Below are 17,583 nucleotides of genomic sequence, written 5' to 3' on the forward strand. Positions count from 1 at the left end.
GTATCAATCGGATCTTTGAACTCAACTTCTGTTCCTTCTGGAAGTTCTGGCAAGTTGCTGATTGAATCTGTTGCATTTGGTGTTTCACCAACACCAACAGTTTGATCTTTTCCTTCTGGTGTATTCTTATCAGCATCTGTTGGAGCTTCTGTAACAGTAAATGTGAATGTTTCAGTTACAGGATTACCATCTTTATCAGTTACAGGGTTACCATCTTTATCTCGAACAGTAACTGTAACGGTTGAAGTTCCTGGAGTTGTAGGTGTTCCTGTGATTTCACCTGTAGTTGGATCATAAGTTACGCCATCTGGTAGACCTGTTACTTCAACAGTACCACCGGTAGGAACTTTAACAACATCTACAGGAACTGGTGTAATCGGTTGACCTACTACACCTGTTTGGTCATCGATTGGTGTGATGCTTGATGCAATAGAGTTAGGATCTTTTGAGTTAGTTCCATCTGTGTTTTCATCAGTATCCAATACACCATCGTTATCATCATCAGTGTCAGTTGTATCCGCAGTGCCATCTCCATCTGTGTCTAAAAGGAATGGTGCTTTTACTATATCAGTTGAACCATCTGAATAGGTTACAGTTACTGGAACATCAAGAGTTTCAACTGTCTGACCAGCCTCAGTAGTTACAGTTACGACACCTGTTTCAGAATCAACTGTTACTGTATAGCCTGTTGGGGCAACAAAATCAGAAGGAATCGCAAAAGTTGAACCAGCTGGTTTTGTTGTTGGATTGCCATCAGCATCTGTAAATGTTGGTGCTGAAGTTGCTGGAGTGCCAGGTACTACTAATGTTTCTGAGTAAGATGGTGTTACTGTATCTGAAACTGGGATAACAGTAAAGGTAAATGTCTCTTCGACTGGGTTTCCAGAAGCATCTTTTACTGGGTTACCGTCTTTATCACGAACAGTAACTGTGACGGTTGAAGTTCCTGGAGTTGTAGGTGTTCCTGTGATTTCTCCTGTTGTTGGATCATAAGTTACGCCATCTGGAAGACCGTCAACTGTAACAGAACCATCTGTAGGAACTTTAACAACTTCTACAGGAACTGGTTTAATTGGTTCACCGACTACACCTGGTTGGTCATCGATTGGTGTGATAGCTGAATCTACTGAGTTAGGATCTTTTGGATTAGTTCCATCAGTTGCTTCCTCATTATCTGGGATACCATCGCCATCATCATCAGTATCCGTTGTATCAGGAGTGCCGTCGCCATCTGTGTCTAAAAGGAATTTAGCAACAGTGTTATCAGTAGATCCATCTGGATAAGTTACAATCACTGGAACTTCTACTGTTTCAGCTGTGTCTGCAGTTGGAGTTGCAGGAGCTGTTACCTTCACTTCACCTGTAGTTTCATGGATTTCAACCACATAACCTGCTGGGTCAATATAGTCTGGATCGATGGAGAAGTTTGTTTTTTCTGGTGCAGTTGTCTCAGCATCATTAGCATCCTTAAATGTTGGTAGGGAAGTTGCAGCATTGCCTGGTGTTACAACCTTATCTTCATAAGAAGGTTCGAGGCTATCTGCTACAGGAATATTTGCGATAAAGGAATCTGCTGCCAAAGCATTGGTTACTTTCGACACATCTTCTCCTTGACGGAAAACAGCAGATGTGAAGACAGTTGGTTTAGTTACGTCATCTGGAACTGTGATTGGGTAAGATACTGCTGTACCGTCATCTCCAGAAACAACAGTCATTGGGTCGCCGAAAGCAACACCATCACGGAACCATTGGATTTGGTATTCACGGTTTGGTAATAAACCACCCGTTCTTGACTCAACTACATCACCAGGGAAGCCAAAGTTGGACACTGTGTCTTTCACTAAGATGTCGTGCATTGGTTGTGGTGCCACAAGTGCGAAGTCAGTGACCGATATAATATGACCAGGCTCCAGTACCGTGTTGGTGTCTTTAGCTTTTTCGAAAGTGTTGTTTTGGTAGTTATTACTCCACACAGCATAGTCAGTAACGACTGGAGAAACATATACATAATCAGAGTTGATATGGCGGTGTTTTTGACCAATGGTACCATTCCAAACCATCAGTCTGCTGTTGGTAACATCTTCGTCACGAACAAGGGTACCATACTCTTCATCAGTAATCGTATGAGAGATGGATAAACCTGAGTTTTGTTGAGTAGAAGACACACCGTACAAGCCACGGAACGGAATGTAGTACGTGCCGTCTGCTTCCACAACTGCTTCAACTGTTTCAGCAATGTGTGAGCCAGCACCGTTCGCTGCTTCGTATTCTCCGATAATTTGTGCTTGCGCGACACGCATCATATCAAGCGTGTAATTAGGGTTTGCTGCTTTCCATGCATCGAGAAGGTTGGTTACTTCATCGTTAAGGTAAGAACCTACAATCTTCACGCCGGTTGCGTTGATATCATGACCGTTCTTATACCAGACAAAGGCAGGAGACCCAGCTAGGTCACCATTTTCATACCAAACCCTACCACGGATGGTTCCAGCATAACCAGTATTCGGCCAAATACCATCCTCTGATGGAGATAATTGACGATCAGCTTCTGCTTTATGAAGGTACTCTTCAGCGTTTGGTAACTCTTGTAAAGCTACGTGAGCATTCTCGATAACGTTAATGCCAGCTGTAAAGTTCCAACCCTCTATAGCACGCTCTAGACGATCATGGAAACCGTAGAATTTATCACCAGGTAAGACAACAGAGTACTTAGAAGGATCTGGATTTTGAACCCAGGTGCGGACAGAAAAATCTGGGTCGCCAGCAAGGATAAATTCATGTGAAGCACCATTGGCATCTACTTCTGGCTTAGAAAGATCGATAACGAAAGTACCGTCAGCATTGGTAGTTGTATAGTATGTTTTTGAAACATATCCTTTACCATTTATCCATTGGAGATAAACATTGGTACCACCAAGAGGAAGAGCATCCTCATTTTGACCTGGCGTCAAGTTCATAGAACCATTACGGTAAATATAGGCTGTACCCGAATAGGTTTGTTTTTGGCCTACAACGCCTGGGCTATAGATGGCATTTTCTTCTAAATCATTTTGGATTTCAGAAGTTATCGCCCGGTCGTTAGAAATACTATTACCTGTACTTGTATCTGTAGTTGCTGCTCTAGTAGCAACTGCTTGTGGTGTTACTGGTGCTGGTTCTTGAACGACTACATTCACATTTATCGTCACAGTTTCACCGTTCGCATATGTTACCAATATTGTAGCTATCTGATTCTCCACAGTCGGCTCAACTAGATAAGAAATAACTGCCCCCATGGCTTCTAGTTCAGTAGCATTAGCAAGGAGACTTCGTGCTTCAGGTAAGGAATCAACATTCACGGTTACACTGTCAGAAATGAGTGGCGCAATATTTGTGACTACCGGCTCCTCAATAATCTCTGGGGAGGACTCTTCTGCTGTCACTACTTTTTCCACTATTGGTATCTCTTCAGTTGCTAATTCATTAATTTGACTAGCTGTAACTTCAGTAGGCTCTGGAGATATTGTCGTTTCAATCACTACCTCCCCTTCTTCAGATGGTGTCACTACTTCAGCAGCCTCTTCAGTTAATGTTTCTCCTTCGAGCCGAACCATATTCGCATCCATCTCTTTAGATTCTAAAACAGTTGTCTCAGTATCAGCTAAAACATCTGTTGCAAACATGGCAGTTGATAACCCGATTGCTAGAAGAAGAGAACAACCAAAAACAATTTGTTTTCCCCTCTTAATCATATGCCAGCCCGTTTGCTGACTATTCTTTCTATTAAAATACATATGACGAACCTCCTGTATTTTATAATGTAGTCTATATGATATGACATATATTGCAATATCATATAGTGTTTTCAATAGTTTTATAACACTTTGATTTCAAAAACTCAAGAAAATATAGGTTTCTTTCAATGTTTTCTATTTTCACTCATTGTTTCTGAAAAAAAATGTAATTATCATCAAAGATGTTTATTACGAACAATTAGAAAATAAATGGTAGTTTCCTCAATAAGTGGCTTATATAGTTAATTGAAACAAGAACAAGACAAAAGTACCTCAAGAAAAGTATCGCAATTTGGCAATACTTTTCTGAGGTGTTTTTTAATTTGAGCCCATGTTTTCTCAATGGGATTATACTCAGGTGAGTAAGGAGAAGTGGTAAAAGTCTATGACCTTGCTCCTTGCATAACTCTTTTAGCTGACTCATCCGATGAAACCTTGCATTGTCCATAATGATAACAGATGGTCTATCTAAAGTGGGTAGTAAGAATGTTTTAAACCAAGCTTCGAAAAAGTCACTAGTCATGGTTTCTCTGTAGGTCATTGGGGCTATAATCTCACCGTTTATAAGACCTGCGACTAAAGATAGCCGCTGGAATCTTCTTCCAGAGACCTGACCTGTGATCAACTGACCTTTCAAAGATCGACCATATTCTCGATGAAAATATGTCTCAAATCCTGTATCGTCAATATAAACAGGTGTCAAGTGACTTAAGTTATTAAATTCTTTTAGGAACTGATTTACTTTCTCAGGGTCTTGTTCATAGTAGGTACAGCTCTTTTTTTTCGAGTATATCCCATAGCTTTGAGAGCGTAATGAATAGCTGTTGGATGACAGCCAAATTCAGAAGCTATTTCAGTCAAAAAAGCATCCGGATGAGCTTCAAGATAGTTCTTTAATTTTGCTCTATCAACTTTTCTTGGTTTGGTTCCCTTAACTTGGTGATGAAGCTCGCCTGTACTCTCCATTAATTTTAGCCATTGATAAATGGTGTTGCGTGAAATATCGAAAACAACAGATGCTTCAGTAATACTGCCGGTTTTCTCACAGTATGCGAGAACTTTTTTACGAAAATCTAATGAATATGCCATAAGTACATTATACCACAAATGTACTGTTTTTGTTTCATTTCGCTATACCTTTTGTATATTCAAATCGCATATTATTTCTTTTTTTTGGATAGCAAAAACAATTCAAACAATTAAGAAAAAATGATTTTAATTTCGGAGTCATTTCATAATGGATGAGAAGTTTAGTTTCTAAACCTCCTCAAAAATTATCTGGTCAAAGATCGTTTCAAACTGTTCAGACAATACCTCTGGAAAATAATTCAAACAATTAGCTGTCGCAAAGGCTGCCGCTTCTTTCAAAAAGATCTCTGGGTCTTGATTTTGACTGATTCCCTTGACAAGCACCCCCAGATAGAAATCCCCTGCCGCAATGGGATTGCGGGTTTCTTTCTTTGGTGACTGGATACGGAAGAAGCGCTGACCAATTTTTGCCAGACTGCCTCTGCCTCCCATGGTAATAATGATGTTCTCATGAGGGGTTACATCTTTCAATATTCGTAAAATATCCTCAGGACTTTCCTCATCTAACTCTGGATAAATTTCTTTAAGCTCTTCATTATTGATTTTGATAAGGGCAGGGCGAGCTTGATAAGCTGCACGTAAAGCAGGTCCACTGGTGTCCACTATGGTCAGAACCTCTGGGTATTTTTCAATAAACTGCTGAATATAGTCATCCGGCATCCCCTTCATCAGACTACCTGAAAAGACTAGAATGTCGCCAGCTTGCAGGCTATTTTCAATCTGCCGAGTGAATTGGTCAAGTAATTCTGCAGTTAGCTCAAAGCCTTTCTCGTAAAAAAGCACCACGTCACCCGTACTGGTTTCGACATAGATATTACACGTCCGAGTATTCTGGCCATTTTCAACCACCCGGAGGACATTTCCGCTATCAGCATTAAGCTCCTGAATATAGCGACCAATCTGCCCACCTAAAATGGTATGGATAGTGTAGTCTGTCACTCCATTTTCTCGAAGTGCATAGGCCACGTTGAAACTCTTTCCACCAGGATAATCCCTCACTTCCGACGGGCGGAGGGGAATGTTCTTTTCAATCTTTTCCACAAGAAGCGTGCGGTCCAGAGCTGGATTGGGACAAATCAAGTGAATCATGGGGTTCTCCTTTTCTTTTTGTTTATATTATTATACTATATGCAAGTAAAAAATAAAAAGATAATTCCTCGATGGGAACTATCTTTTAGACCATTTAAAATTTTTATGCAAGTACGGAAATTCGTTCCTGCTGGTAGCCACCTTTTTCCGCAATGTCAACCAAAGCCACAGCATAGTCGGCATAACTAATATAGCTTTCACCTTGGGCATTGACTTGGAAAACCTCGCCAGCCAAAGTGTAGGCACCTGCTTTTTGACCTTCTGCATCAAAATCTGCTGCTGGGCTGATATAGGTCCAGTTGACCGCTGTCGCCTGACGATAGAGGTCTAGACCAGCACCCATAGCCTCAGCGATTGGCAGGTATTCCGCAGGGAAATCTGGAGTATCTTTCAGCATAGATGTCTGGCTCTCGTCTAAATAAAGACTGCCTGCACCACCAACTACTAAAAGCCGAGTTGGACTACCGGCAAGGATGGTCGCTAGATGCTCAGCAAGACGAGCGTGATCCGGCAAGGTTTCTGGTGTCCAAGCACCAAAAGCATTGACTACTACATCAAAGCCTGCCAAATCTTCTTTGGTAAGAGCAAAAGCATCCTTCTGGATTACTTCTTGGGCTACGCTCTTGTTTTCAGAACGGACAATAGCCGTCACCTGATGACCACGTTCTACTGCTTCCGTTGCAATAGTTTGACCTGCTTGACCATTCGCTGCAATAATAGCAATTTTCATAATAGTACCTCACGATTTGTTGTAATGTTTTTGTTTACAATACAGTATATCGTAAGTTCGTTGTAATGTCAATGGTTACAACTGATTAAATTAAAAAAATCATCAAACTGATGATTCCTTCATTTAATGTAATTATAGTTCCGCCAGTAAATCAGCAATGGTCGTCTGTGCAAGTTCTCTTTCCAATGCTGCCTGCGCATCTTCTAAACGATGATCTAAGAGGGGATGGATTTTTCTCCCTACTTGACAAGAGGGATTAGGTTGCTCATGAAAAGCAAATAATTGCCCTTTTTCTCCGAATAGTTCAACAGCCTGATAGACATGCAAAAGTGTAATCTGGTCTGGACCCTGTGCCAAGCGAGCACCTCCAACACCACGCGCTACTTCTACCAGACCAGCCTCCTTGAGTTGGGACAAAATATTTCGGACGATGACAGGATTAACCCCGACACTGCCTGCAATGCTAGTACTGGTCTGTTTTTCTTTTTCTCCTTCCAGAGCCAAGAGAACCAAGATATGGCTGGCAATGGTAAATCTACTTGAAATTTGCATCTCTTCTCCTTTTTTTCAGTCTATCATAGACTGAAACAGAACTCAAGTTTGAAAATTAGTCACGGTCACACCCAGCAAACGAATCCCTTTTTCAACTTGTCCAATCTCTTCAATCAACTGACGAACCTCTTTTTCAATGATATCTAACTGGTCGGTGTATTCATCAAGACTATGGCGTTTGGTCAGTGTAGAAAAATCACCATAACGCACCTTTAACACAATTGTTCGGCCCTTTTTTTCATTACGCTTCAAGCTACCAGCAACCCGTTGACAAAGACTGGTTAACTCTTTCAGTACGTCCTCATCTCGATAAAGTAATTTCCGATAGGTTCTTTCCTTACCAATAGATTTGCGCACTCGATCCACCTTAACAGGAGAATTGGAAATTCCCCTCGCCTTACGATAGAGGTCAAACCCGAAACGACCGAATGTATCAATCAAAACCATCTCTGGCACATCTAACAGATCCTGCCCTGTGTAGACCCCCATATCATGTAGTCGTTCTACAGTTTTCTTGCCAACACCATGAAATTTTTCAATCGGCAAGGATGCCAATACCCCCACAGCCTCTTCTGGTAAAATCAAGGTCAATCCATGTGGTTTTTCCATATCCGAAGCAATCTTTGCCAAAAATTTGTTATAGGAAACACCAGCTGAAGCTGTCAGATGCAACTCATTCCATATGTCGTATTGGATTAGCTTGGCGATTTTAACTGCTGAGCTAAGGCCTAACTTATTTTCCGTCACATCTAGATAGGCCTCATCAATTGACATGGGCTCCACCAAATCAGTATAGCGATGAAAGATTTCTCGAACCTGTCGCCCAACTTCTTGGTATTTTTCATAATGACCAGAGATAAAAATAGCCTGCGGACAACGTTCATAGGCTTCTTTTGAGGACATAGCCGAGTGAATCCCAAAGGCACGCGCCTCATAATTACAAGTCGACACAACGCCTCTTCCGCCAGACAACCTAGGGTCCGCTCCAATAATAACAGGCTTTCCTTTCAATTCAGGATTGTCCCTTACCTCAATGGCAGCAAAAAAAGCATCCATGTCTACATGAATAATTTTTCTAGATAAATCATTGATTAGAGGAAAAATTAACATGAACACTCCTTTCTGCTCCTTCCTACTAGACATATTATAGCCTATCTAACAAATTTTTTCATAAAGCGAACATTGACAGGCAATTAGTACTCAATGAAATTCAAAATCAGACTAGGCGACGCATATGCAGATAGAGCACCACTACTTCGCATTTTTAGATAGTAGAATTTTCAAATATATAAACTTAGACGTGTCCTGTCTCTAATTCCATTTTGCTATAAGTTTGCGAAAAGTTTCGATAAACAATACAAAAGAGGCAGGTCCGATACCTACCTCTAATGTATTTGGAGAACAAGCTAATTATTTTTTTCTGAAATGACTACTCAAATCGTCTTCTTCGAGCCGCCATAGCCATTAGACCTACTAAACCAGCTGCTAGGAGCAAGCCTTGTTCAGTTGTTTCACCTGTTTGCGGTAAAGTAGCTGAAGTAGCTTTTGCTGGTTTTGGACTAGCAGCTTCTTTCGCCAAGCTTGCAGGATCAATACTTGGAAGAGCAGCTACTGTAGGAGCATAGTTAGGAACTAAGCCTCCATCGAAAGCAGGTAATGGTTCTGCTTTAACACTATCACCTTTTGCAATCACAAGCGGTGGCAATTCCCCTAACGGAAGAGGATCTGCTTTGGTACTTTCTCCTTTTGCAGTGACGATGTCCTCATCTTGTTTGACTGGCTCATCAACTGTGCCTGGATTTGCTGGCGTTTCGGTAGCATTCAAGCGAGCAACTATAGCATCTAAGATATTTGCTGTCAAAAGATTTGCAGCTTCGACAGAAGCCATAAAGTCTTCCACTTCTTTGACAAGAGCTGTCTTACCTGCTGAACGTGCTGCAGTAAGTGCTGCTTCATATGCTGACTTATCAAGGGTGGCTTCTTCCTGAACAGGTGTCAAGAAACGGAATTCAGCAGCAGACATAAATTGATCTGCAGTATCACCGTATGAGGCAGTACCTGTAATCACAATCTTCTTAGCCTTAATTGTCTTACCGAAATCAATTGTCTTAGTAGCACTTGTTGCTGGCCAATCCGCACCAGTAAAGGTATGTTCCACGTTTTGATCATCAGTAATCACCAATGTCAATGATTTCAAGATACCGTTGTGGCCTGATTGTCTCGGCACATATTCAAAACGTTGAATGTCAACTGGTCTACTAAGGTTCACTATCGCTGGCTCATTAATATGACGGCCATTCCATGGTGTGTGCCAGATAGTAGAAGGATTGCCATCAAAAGCTTTAGCTAGTTCTTCACCTTCTTGAGCATTAGCCTGAGCCAAGCCAATATCTTCGTTTGTGATTGCTGTTTTCTTCACTTGAAGATTTTGACGGGCTGTATTGGCAGTAGCAATCAAGGTACGAGCGTCTTCGATACTAATATCCTCAGGAGCTGCAGACACTGCTAACAAAGCTTCTTTGTACGGTGCCAAACTTGCTTGAGTATAGTTTTCATTCAAGACTGGGGTATTTAAGTTATAGTAATCTGTTGTCAACAAGTGACCAGTCAAGGTAACTTCTTCGATCACCAGATTATCTAGCATAAAGTCATTGTAGCCTCGGAAGTTGGCATTTCCACCAGTATCTCCCTTAGTATCACCACCACGGCGAGTTGAGAAGATACCAACCCAAGTATTGCCAGACTCTGCACCTGTAACTAAGAAACTTGCTTTCTTAGCCTTATCACTATCTTCCCATGAATTGTTCAGTGGATTCAGCGTTAGGCTACCAGCATCATTGTTATAACGTCCTTCACCGATAGCAAAGGCATAAGTTCCATTGGAACCAGCTTCATAATCAAAGCTTACACGATAGGCCTTGCCAGCTTCAAAGCGGAAGTTTTGTGGAATAGTTTGGTAAACAATGCTATTGCGAGCTGTCAGACCATTTGTCTTGAGTGACCAAGTGCCTTCAATGACATCGTCCACCTTCTTACCATTCCAGCCACGTTGAGTGTATGGAGCATGTTTTTCTGCAAGGTGGGTACGGTTGTCCTCAACTCCTTCAATACCACCGATAACAAATGGGAAAATACCTTGTGGAACACTCTCAAAGTTTTGCTTGAAGGTACCAGCAGTTGTATTGTGACCTCCTGCAAACATCGTTGAGTCATTTTCAAAGACACGAATTTCATCGAAATAGGTTGCTGCATCATCTGCATCGCGAGATAGGGTCAAACGTACATTATCCACATTGTCTCCAGTTGTGAAGAATACATACATGTTTTGGAAGTAACTTGTATCCTCAACCGTTGCATTTTGTGGCAATGTATTATGAGCATAGGCTTTTACATAGTTCAGAGCAATAGACTCATTTGTATAGTTTGTAACTTCTGAACTGCCTGTATTGACCGTAATGCTAGCTTTTGCAGTACTACGGTTGTCTACCCCTACATAAGCTGCATAGCTGGTATTTGGTTTCAGACCAGTCAATTTTTGACTGAGACTAACTTTAGATGTATTGCCTTGGATACGGAGCATATCGTTGGCACCTTGGGATTTGACCAAAGTAGCCTTGCTAGTATCACCATCAATTGTCCAATGGTCTATCTTACCAGAGTTAAAGCCTTGGTCATAGATATGCATGCCGTCACTCCAGGACATCTCTGGATTTGTCTGTGGAGATTTATAGAGGACATACGGCACATTTGCATCCGCTTGAATGGTAATTTGACCATTGGTTACTGCCAATTCTTGAACATCTGTCTTACCTAGCTCAGTAAGTTTGTAGAGATAAACCTTATTACCAGTCCAATCTGAAGGAAGGGTCCAAGTTGTGGCACCTGCTTCTTCGTTGAAGTAGTACATTTTGTGTTTGTCACTAGTCAAGTCATTACCATTCGCATCCCAGTTCCAAGGCACCAAGTAAGCTGCTCCATCTTGAATCGTACGACCATTCAAGGTTACTGTCCGTTGACGGTAGCCAGCATTGTTAACATCATTTGACTTACGGGTCAAGACCAAGGTATTGTCAGACTTGTCTTTCAAAGTGATTTCCATCTCTGGCGTCCAAGTATAGGTTTCACCGTTGTCCGTCATACGAACAGGGTCACCATTCTTCCAGTTGGTTACTTGGAAGTGTTGGATATACTTGGTCATCAGGTTGTTGGCAAACAAGTTGGTAATGTAACCATTATAGTCACTACGTCCTTGCCATCCTTCGAAATCTTTCATATCGTAGCCGCCAAGCAGTGGATAGTTTGCAGCACCACCATATGCAGGATAATCACCAACCCATGAATCTTTTTGGTGGTTACGAATGAAGCGGGCGATATTAGAGTTGATACCTTTCAGAGTAAAGCCACCATAGGTTAAGTCTGCTGCCCAGTGTTGGAAGGTCGAGTCATACTCACCTGCATAACCCCATTCAAAGGCATTTCTCCAACCTTGCATATTGATTTCTTTGGCAAGAACATGAGTTTCCCAAGCATTTTCGCCACCAGACTGACCATTACCCCACACATCGACATAGATAAAGTCTAATCCGTCACCCAGTTCTTTCTTCAAATCTTCCCAACGTTTCAAACGGTTGTGGGCCAAATCATAATGACCACTGATATTGATACCTTGATCAATCCAGTTCCAACCATAGGCGTAGTCCCCATTTGCCTGACGACGAAGAATCTCTTCAGAGAAGTATTGGGATTCTGGATAGGTTTCAGATGCATTGACGTGAATACCTAGTTTTGCACCATATGGTTGTGATTTTTCAATCAAGGTCTTGAAGTCTTCTGTGCCACCGATACGTTTACCAATATCTGCATAATTCAAGTGTCCAGAGTCATGACCTTCACTACCATAACCTTTCAAGAGGATACTTTGTCCCAAGCCATCTGTATGAAGGGCAATTTTCTTAATACCATCCAAGGTCATCAAGAATGGGTTTTGAGCCTGTGACCCAAAGTTCATAGCAATACGGTAAGCTACCAGTTCCGGTACATATTCATGCCCTTTTGGATTGTTCATGATGTCACGGTAAGCTATAGCCCCATCTTGCCAGTCTACCTTATTATCATTGTTTATATCAGCTGCAAAAACTACTTTTGCACTTGGCAATTCGAGAGTATATTCTGGATAAACGACACCGTTGTGGGCTCCTTCCCATCTCCATGGAGAGGAAGCAATTCCTAGATGAACACCAGTTTCACCATCAACAGTATATCGGTGGCTATTTGTTGTCAAGCGTGTAAAGTCACTTGCACCACCACCATAGCTATTTTGTGAATTACTCCAAACTGCTGCCGCAAATTGATCTGTTGAAACAAAGCCATACATGTATCCTTGACGTTGGTAATTCACACCATCTTGCAATTGAATATGTTCATCACCTGTACGATGGGTGTGGGTCGACATGCGGCTTCCATCAAATTTTGCATCGGTTTGATGGCTAGCGACTGAAACCAAATTATTTTCATCAAAAGCAATGGTTTGGATCAACTTGGCAACATCATCAATCTCTGCTCCATAGGTCACTTGGTTGCGGTTATTAACTTCCAAAACATCAAAGTGAAGTTCTTTACCTTCTACCTTGATTTGAACCTTGATAGAAGCGTTGATTTTGTTAGCTTCATCCACAACATCCAAAACATAGTGAGCGGTCTTGTCGTCAACTTTGTTATAGGTAACGGTTGGCGTCACTTTCACATTGTTGATGCGTAGTGAATTGAGGGAATGAACCTGTCCAAATACCTTGTTCCCGTTGAAAGTATATTCTCTAACACGTGGGAAGGCCCGGTCAATCTTGGCAGTCAATTCACCTGAATTGAGTTCATCATAGGCAACTGCCGCATCATTGACAACAAAAGCTGTTGTAGGTGTTTCTTCTTTTTCATCTGCAGGGGTCACACCTGTTTGGTCATCTGCTTTTATATCAACCTTGGTTAATTGCTGACCAAATGTACCTAATTTCAAAGCAACTCGTTTTTCAGCTGACAAGGCTTCTTTCACAGCTGTTTCCAAGTTTAGTGTATCAAACAACTGTACATCATTGTTAGTAGCATTCAACTGCCCATCTGATTTGTATGAAATCGATAGAATATTTTTACTATCTTTTACAGGAGATGTAGTGACTGTCCGTTCACGTAGCCAGTTTCCTGTACCGTTAACCTTGTACTCCCAGAACCATCCTAAATTATCATATCCAACAAAGAGGAAGTTGTTAACATCTTTGTATTTGACAAAGACTCCAAAACGGCCTTGGTTGTTTTCAGAACGCTCTACAAACTCCAAGTTTAGATTGACATTGCCTTCTGGACTACCTTCCAATCCAGCTTTTTCAAAGATGGCAATGCTATCTCCATTATTGTTTTGTGTCGTTGAAGAAAGTGCATTGTAACGAACTCCACCTTCTTCCTTAATGGCAACTGTTCCTTTGATAGCTGAAGTAGATGTCCAGTCTGGTTGGATTTCGGTTGGCTTAGGTGTATCCGTCACTCCTGTACCTGTTGTAGCAGGAGTTGTTGGCTGGCTAGCTGTTTCTGAAACTCCTTCTTGGTTTTTAGCAACAATATCTACCACTGTACGGTCAGCATCATGGCTAGTTACTTTTAATTTTGCTGAGCGTGTATTCTTCAAGTCATTCCAAGCTGCTTCGGGAATTTGCTGAGCCGCAAACAATTCCTGTGCCTCGGTAATGGAATCCGAAATTATGGATGCCGAAATCTCACCAGTAGGTGTTAAATTGACACTTAAATCATAGGGAACATTTCTTTCAGGAGCTGGTACCCGTTGACCTTGGTACCAAGTACTTGCACTTGGAGACTTGTACTCCCAGAACCAACCATCTTTATCATAACCAACTAAAACATGCTTATTCTGATCAGTATGGTTAAGATAGATACCAAAGCGAGCCTGTGCTGGTTCAGAGCGTTCTACAAATGACAATGATACCTCCGCACTGCCATCTGCATTCATCTTCAAGTCCGGATTTTCAAATGTTCCGATATTTGTCGAATTGTCCTGACCCTCAACTGAGGACAAGCGGTTGTAACGAATTCCTTCTTCTTCTACGACCTCAACTGTACCAGCCGGTGTAGAAGTTGGCGTCCATTCCGCAGCGACTTCTTGAGATTCTGACTGGTCAAAATTCAATTCCGTCCGCGTAGCTTCTATATCCGTAGTAACTACCTCGTCTGTTTGGGAGCTATCTTGATCCACAACTCCTTCATTTGTATTGCTAACATCATTGTTTTCTATCGTCTCAACAGGAGTATCGGCAAGTGCTGTTCCCTCTGCCAATACTGTTCCACCTGAAAATAGAGAAATTCCTACGATAACTGACGCCGCACCTACTGTCAATTTTCTAATTGAATATCTATTCTTCTTAGAAAATAATTCCTTAGAGTAAGCTCTCATCGTCTGCCTCCTTTTATCTTTTGTTATTAATATACACATACATTCTACATGATAACGCTTTCTTTGTCAATATATCAATCTATTATATTTGACGGTTATTATATATTTTAATATAATGATAATTCGAGAGACCGATGACTGGATTATTGGATTTATATTCCACTACTTGGAAAAACTTCCAATTTATTTTTCAGTGTTTTTTCTTGAAGAAAGTGCTTACATATGATATACTAAAATATGTGAAAAGTAACAATATCTTAAAGGAGAACCCTCATGTCAACAAAAGTTAAAACAAAAAATGTTGCTGAAGACATTTTCGCCCAAGCCTGGGAAGGCTTTAAAGGTACAGATTGGCAAGATAAGGCAAGTGTAACACGCTTCGTTCAAGCCAACTACACTCCATACGATGGAGATGAAAGCTTCCTCGCAGGCCCAACTGAGCGTTCACTTCATATCAAAAAAATCATCGAAGAAACAAAAGCTGGCTACGAAGACACTCGCTTCCCAATGGACGTAGATCGTGCTACTTCTATCGCTGATATTCCAGCAGGTTTTATCGATAAAGAGAACGAACTCATCTTCGGTATCCAAAACGATGAACTCTTCAAACTCAATTTCATGCCACGTGGTGGTATTCGTATGGCTGAAACAACTCTTATCGAAAACGGCTATACTCCAGACCCACTTCTTCATGAGATCTATACAAAACACGCTACAACTGTAAACGACGGTATCTTCCGTGCCTACACCGCTGACATCCGTCGTGCTCGCCACTCACACCACGTTTCTGGTCTTCCAGATGCTTACTCACGTGGTCGTATCATTGGTATGTACGCTCGTTTGGCACTTTACGGTGCAGACTACTTGATGGAAGAAAAAGTAGCTGACTGGAATGCGATTACTGAAATCGATGAAGAGTCAATCCGCCTTCGTGAAGAAATCAACCTTCAGTACCAAGCTTTGCAACAAGTTGTACGTTTAGGTGACTCATATGGTGTTGACGTTCGCAAACCTGCAATGAACACTAAAGAAGCTATCCAATGGACAAACATTGCTTTCATGGCTGTATGTCGTGTTATCAATGGTGCAGCTACTTCACTTGGTCGTGTACCAATCGTTCTTGACATCTACGCTGAACGTGACTTGGCTCGCGGTACATTTACTGAATCTGAAATCCAAGAATTTGTTGATGACTTTGTATTGAAACTTCGTACAGTGAAATTTGCTCGTACAAAAGCCTTCGACGAAATCTACTCTGGTGACCCAACATTCTTGACAACATCTATGGCAGGTATGGGTAACGATGGTCGTCACCGTGTTACTAAGATGGACTACCGTTTCTTGAACACACTTGACAACATCGGTAACTCTCCAGAACCAAACTTGACAGTTCTTTGGTCAGACAAACTTCCATATTCATTCCGTCGTTACTGTATGGCCATGAGCCACAAACACTCTTCTATCCAATATGAAGGTGTAACAACAATGGCGAAAGATGGTTATGGTGAAATGTCTTGTATCTCTTGCTGTGTATCTCCACTTGATCCAGAAAGCGAAGACCAACGCCACAACATCCAATACTTTGGTGCTCGCGTAAACGTCCTTAAAGCCCTTCTTTCAAGCTGGAACAACGGTTACGATGACGTTCACAAAGATTACAAAGTATTCGACGGTGTTGAACCAAACACATCTGAAGTATTTGACTACGACCAAGTGGTTAAGAACTTTGAAATCGCCCTTGACTGGTTGACTGATACATATGTTGATGCCATGAATATCATCCACTACATGACAGATAAATACAACTACGAAGCAGTTCAAATGGCATTCTTGCCAACTCACCTTCGTGCTAACATGGGCTTCGGTATCTGTGGTTTCGCAAACACTGTTGACTCATTGTCAGCAATCAAATATGCACAAGTTAAACCAATCCGTGATGAAGATGGCTTTATCTACGACTACGAAGTAACAGGCGACTTCCCACGTTACGGTGAAGACGATGACCGCGTAGATGATATTGCGAAATGGCTTATGGAAGCATTCTTCACTCGTTTGAACAAACATAAATTGTACAAGAATGCTGAAGCTACTGTATCTATCTTGACAATCACTTCAAACGTTGCTTACTCTAAACAAACTGGTAACTCTCCAGTTCACCGTGGTGTATTCCTCAATGAAGATGGTTCTGTGAACACTACTAAGGTAGAATTCTTCCCACCAGGTGCTAACCCAACTTCTAAAGCTCGTGGTGGTTGGTTGCAAAACTTGAACACCCTTTCTAAACTCAACTTCAAACATGCCAACGACGGTATCTCATTGACTACTCAAGTTTCTCCAAAAGCGCTTGGTAAAACATTCGATGAGCAAGTAAACAATTTGGTAACAATCCTTGATGGTTACTTTGAACAAGGTGGTCAACACGTTAACTTGAACGTTATGGACTTGAACGACGTTTATGAAAAAATCATGTCTGGTGAAGATGTTATCGTTCGTATCTCTGGATACTGCGTAAACACTAAATACCTCACTAAAGAGCAAAAAACTGAATTGACTCAACGTGTCTTCCACGAAGTTCTTTCAATGGACGACCACGCTGCTGAAGTTTCAGGTCAAGCTTAATCAAGCAAACACAAAAGGACTTGCAATGCAGGTCCTTTTTACTATGTCGAAAAATCTTCTGAGTGTTGCGGAAGGATAGTAAATCTTCGGAAGGATGCACCGCAGATTTTCGGAAGGATACAGAACCAGTTCATAAAAAAATCCCCTCTCAAAACGCAATGAACAGCTCCCTGTCAAGTGGACAATGAAATAATAAAAGATTAGGCGACGGCCTTGTTCCTCATTTCAAGAGGGGCAAGGCCGTTGTTGCGCTCTTGAAAACGTTGATGATTGTAAAA

General features: G+C 41.5%; 7 protein-coding genes and 1 pseudogene. 1 reads left to right on the forward strand and 7 read right to left on the reverse strand.

Annotated features, from left to right (window positions below; genetic code table 11):
• From K6V48_RS10710 to K6V48_RS10740, 7 genes and pseudogenes are all read right to left on the reverse strand, one after another.
• On the reverse strand, window positions 1-3,773 hold a 3,773-nt coding region (locus tag K6V48_RS10710; RefSeq protein ID WP_222369631.1), incomplete at its 3' end, for a YPDG domain-containing protein.
• A gap of 242 nt (window positions 3,774-4,015) precedes the next feature.
• Window positions 4,016-4,862, reverse strand: a pseudogene (locus K6V48_RS10715) (IS630 family transposase).
• A gap of 168 nt (window positions 4,863-5,030) precedes the next feature.
• Window positions 5,031-5,951 carry a 1-phosphofructokinase family hexose kinase gene (locus K6V48_RS10720; RefSeq protein WP_222369632.1) on the reverse strand — a complete coding sequence of 307 codons (921 nt, stop codon included), beginning with the start codon at window positions 5,949-5,951 and terminating at the stop codon, window positions 5,031-5,033.
• Window positions 5,952-6,054: 103 nt separating this feature from the next.
• Window positions 6,055-6,681: an NAD(P)-dependent oxidoreductase gene (locus tag K6V48_RS10725; RefSeq protein WP_222369633.1), complete on the reverse strand. Its 627-nt coding sequence runs from the start codon at window positions 6,679-6,681 to the stop codon at window positions 6,055-6,057.
• Window positions 6,682-6,813: 132 nt separating this feature from the next.
• The gene (locus K6V48_RS10730; protein WP_222369636.1) at window positions 6,814-7,233 is read right to left on the reverse strand and encodes an Rrf2 family transcriptional regulator; all 420 of its coding nucleotides are present in this window, start codon (window positions 7,231-7,233) and stop codon (window positions 6,814-6,816) included.
• Window positions 7,234-7,275: 42 nt separating this feature from the next.
• The gene (gene dinB / locus K6V48_RS10735) at window positions 7,276-8,343 is read right to left on the reverse strand and encodes a DNA polymerase IV (protein ID WP_222369639.1); all 1,068 of its coding nucleotides are present in this window, start codon (window positions 8,341-8,343) and stop codon (window positions 7,276-7,278) included.
• A gap of 319 nt (window positions 8,344-8,662) precedes the next feature.
• Window positions 8,663-14,686, reverse strand: a complete 6,024-nt coding sequence (locus K6V48_RS10740) for an endo-alpha-N-acetylgalactosaminidase family protein (RefSeq protein ID WP_222369643.1) — start codon at window positions 14,684-14,686, stop codon at window positions 8,663-8,665.
• A gap of 273 nt (window positions 14,687-14,959) precedes the next feature.
• On the opposite strand from K6V48_RS10740, the gene pflB reads away from it, so the two are divergent.
• On the forward strand, window positions 14,960-17,305 hold the full coding sequence (gene pflB, locus K6V48_RS10745) for a formate C-acetyltransferase (protein ID WP_222369646.1): 2,346 nt from the start codon (window positions 14,960-14,962) through the stop codon (window positions 17,303-17,305).
• The last annotated feature ends 278 nt before the right edge of the window (window positions 17,306-17,583 follow it).

It is taken from the genome of Streptococcus suis, assembly GCF_019794555.1.
Taxonomy (GTDB): Bacteria; Bacillota; Bacilli; order Lactobacillales; family Streptococcaceae; genus Streptococcus; species Streptococcus suis_AB.

Bases quoted from the DNA above. Each gene is read 5' to 3' on its own strand.
- K6V48_RS10725 (WP_222369633.1), bottom strand. From the start codon at position 6,681: ATGAAAATTGCTATTATTGCAGCGAATGGTCAAGCAGGTCAAACTATT.
- K6V48_RS10740 (WP_222369643.1), bottom strand. From the start codon at position 14,686: ATGAGAGCTTACTCTAAGGAATTATTTTCTAAGAAGAATAGATATTCA.
- K6V48_RS10720 (WP_222369632.1), bottom strand. From the start codon at position 5,951: ATGATTCACTTGATTTGTCCCAATCCAGCTCTGGACCGCACGCTTCTT.
- K6V48_RS10730 (WP_222369636.1), bottom strand. From the start codon at position 7,233: ATGCAAATTTCAAGTAGATTTACCATTGCCAGCCATATCTTGGTTCTC.
- pflB (WP_222369646.1), top strand. From the start codon at position 14,960: ATGTCAACAAAAGTTAAAACAAAAAATGTTGCTGAAGACATTTTCGCC.
- dinB (WP_222369639.1), bottom strand. From the start codon at position 8,343: ATGTTAATTTTTCCTCTAATCAATGATTTATCTAGAAAAATTATTCAT.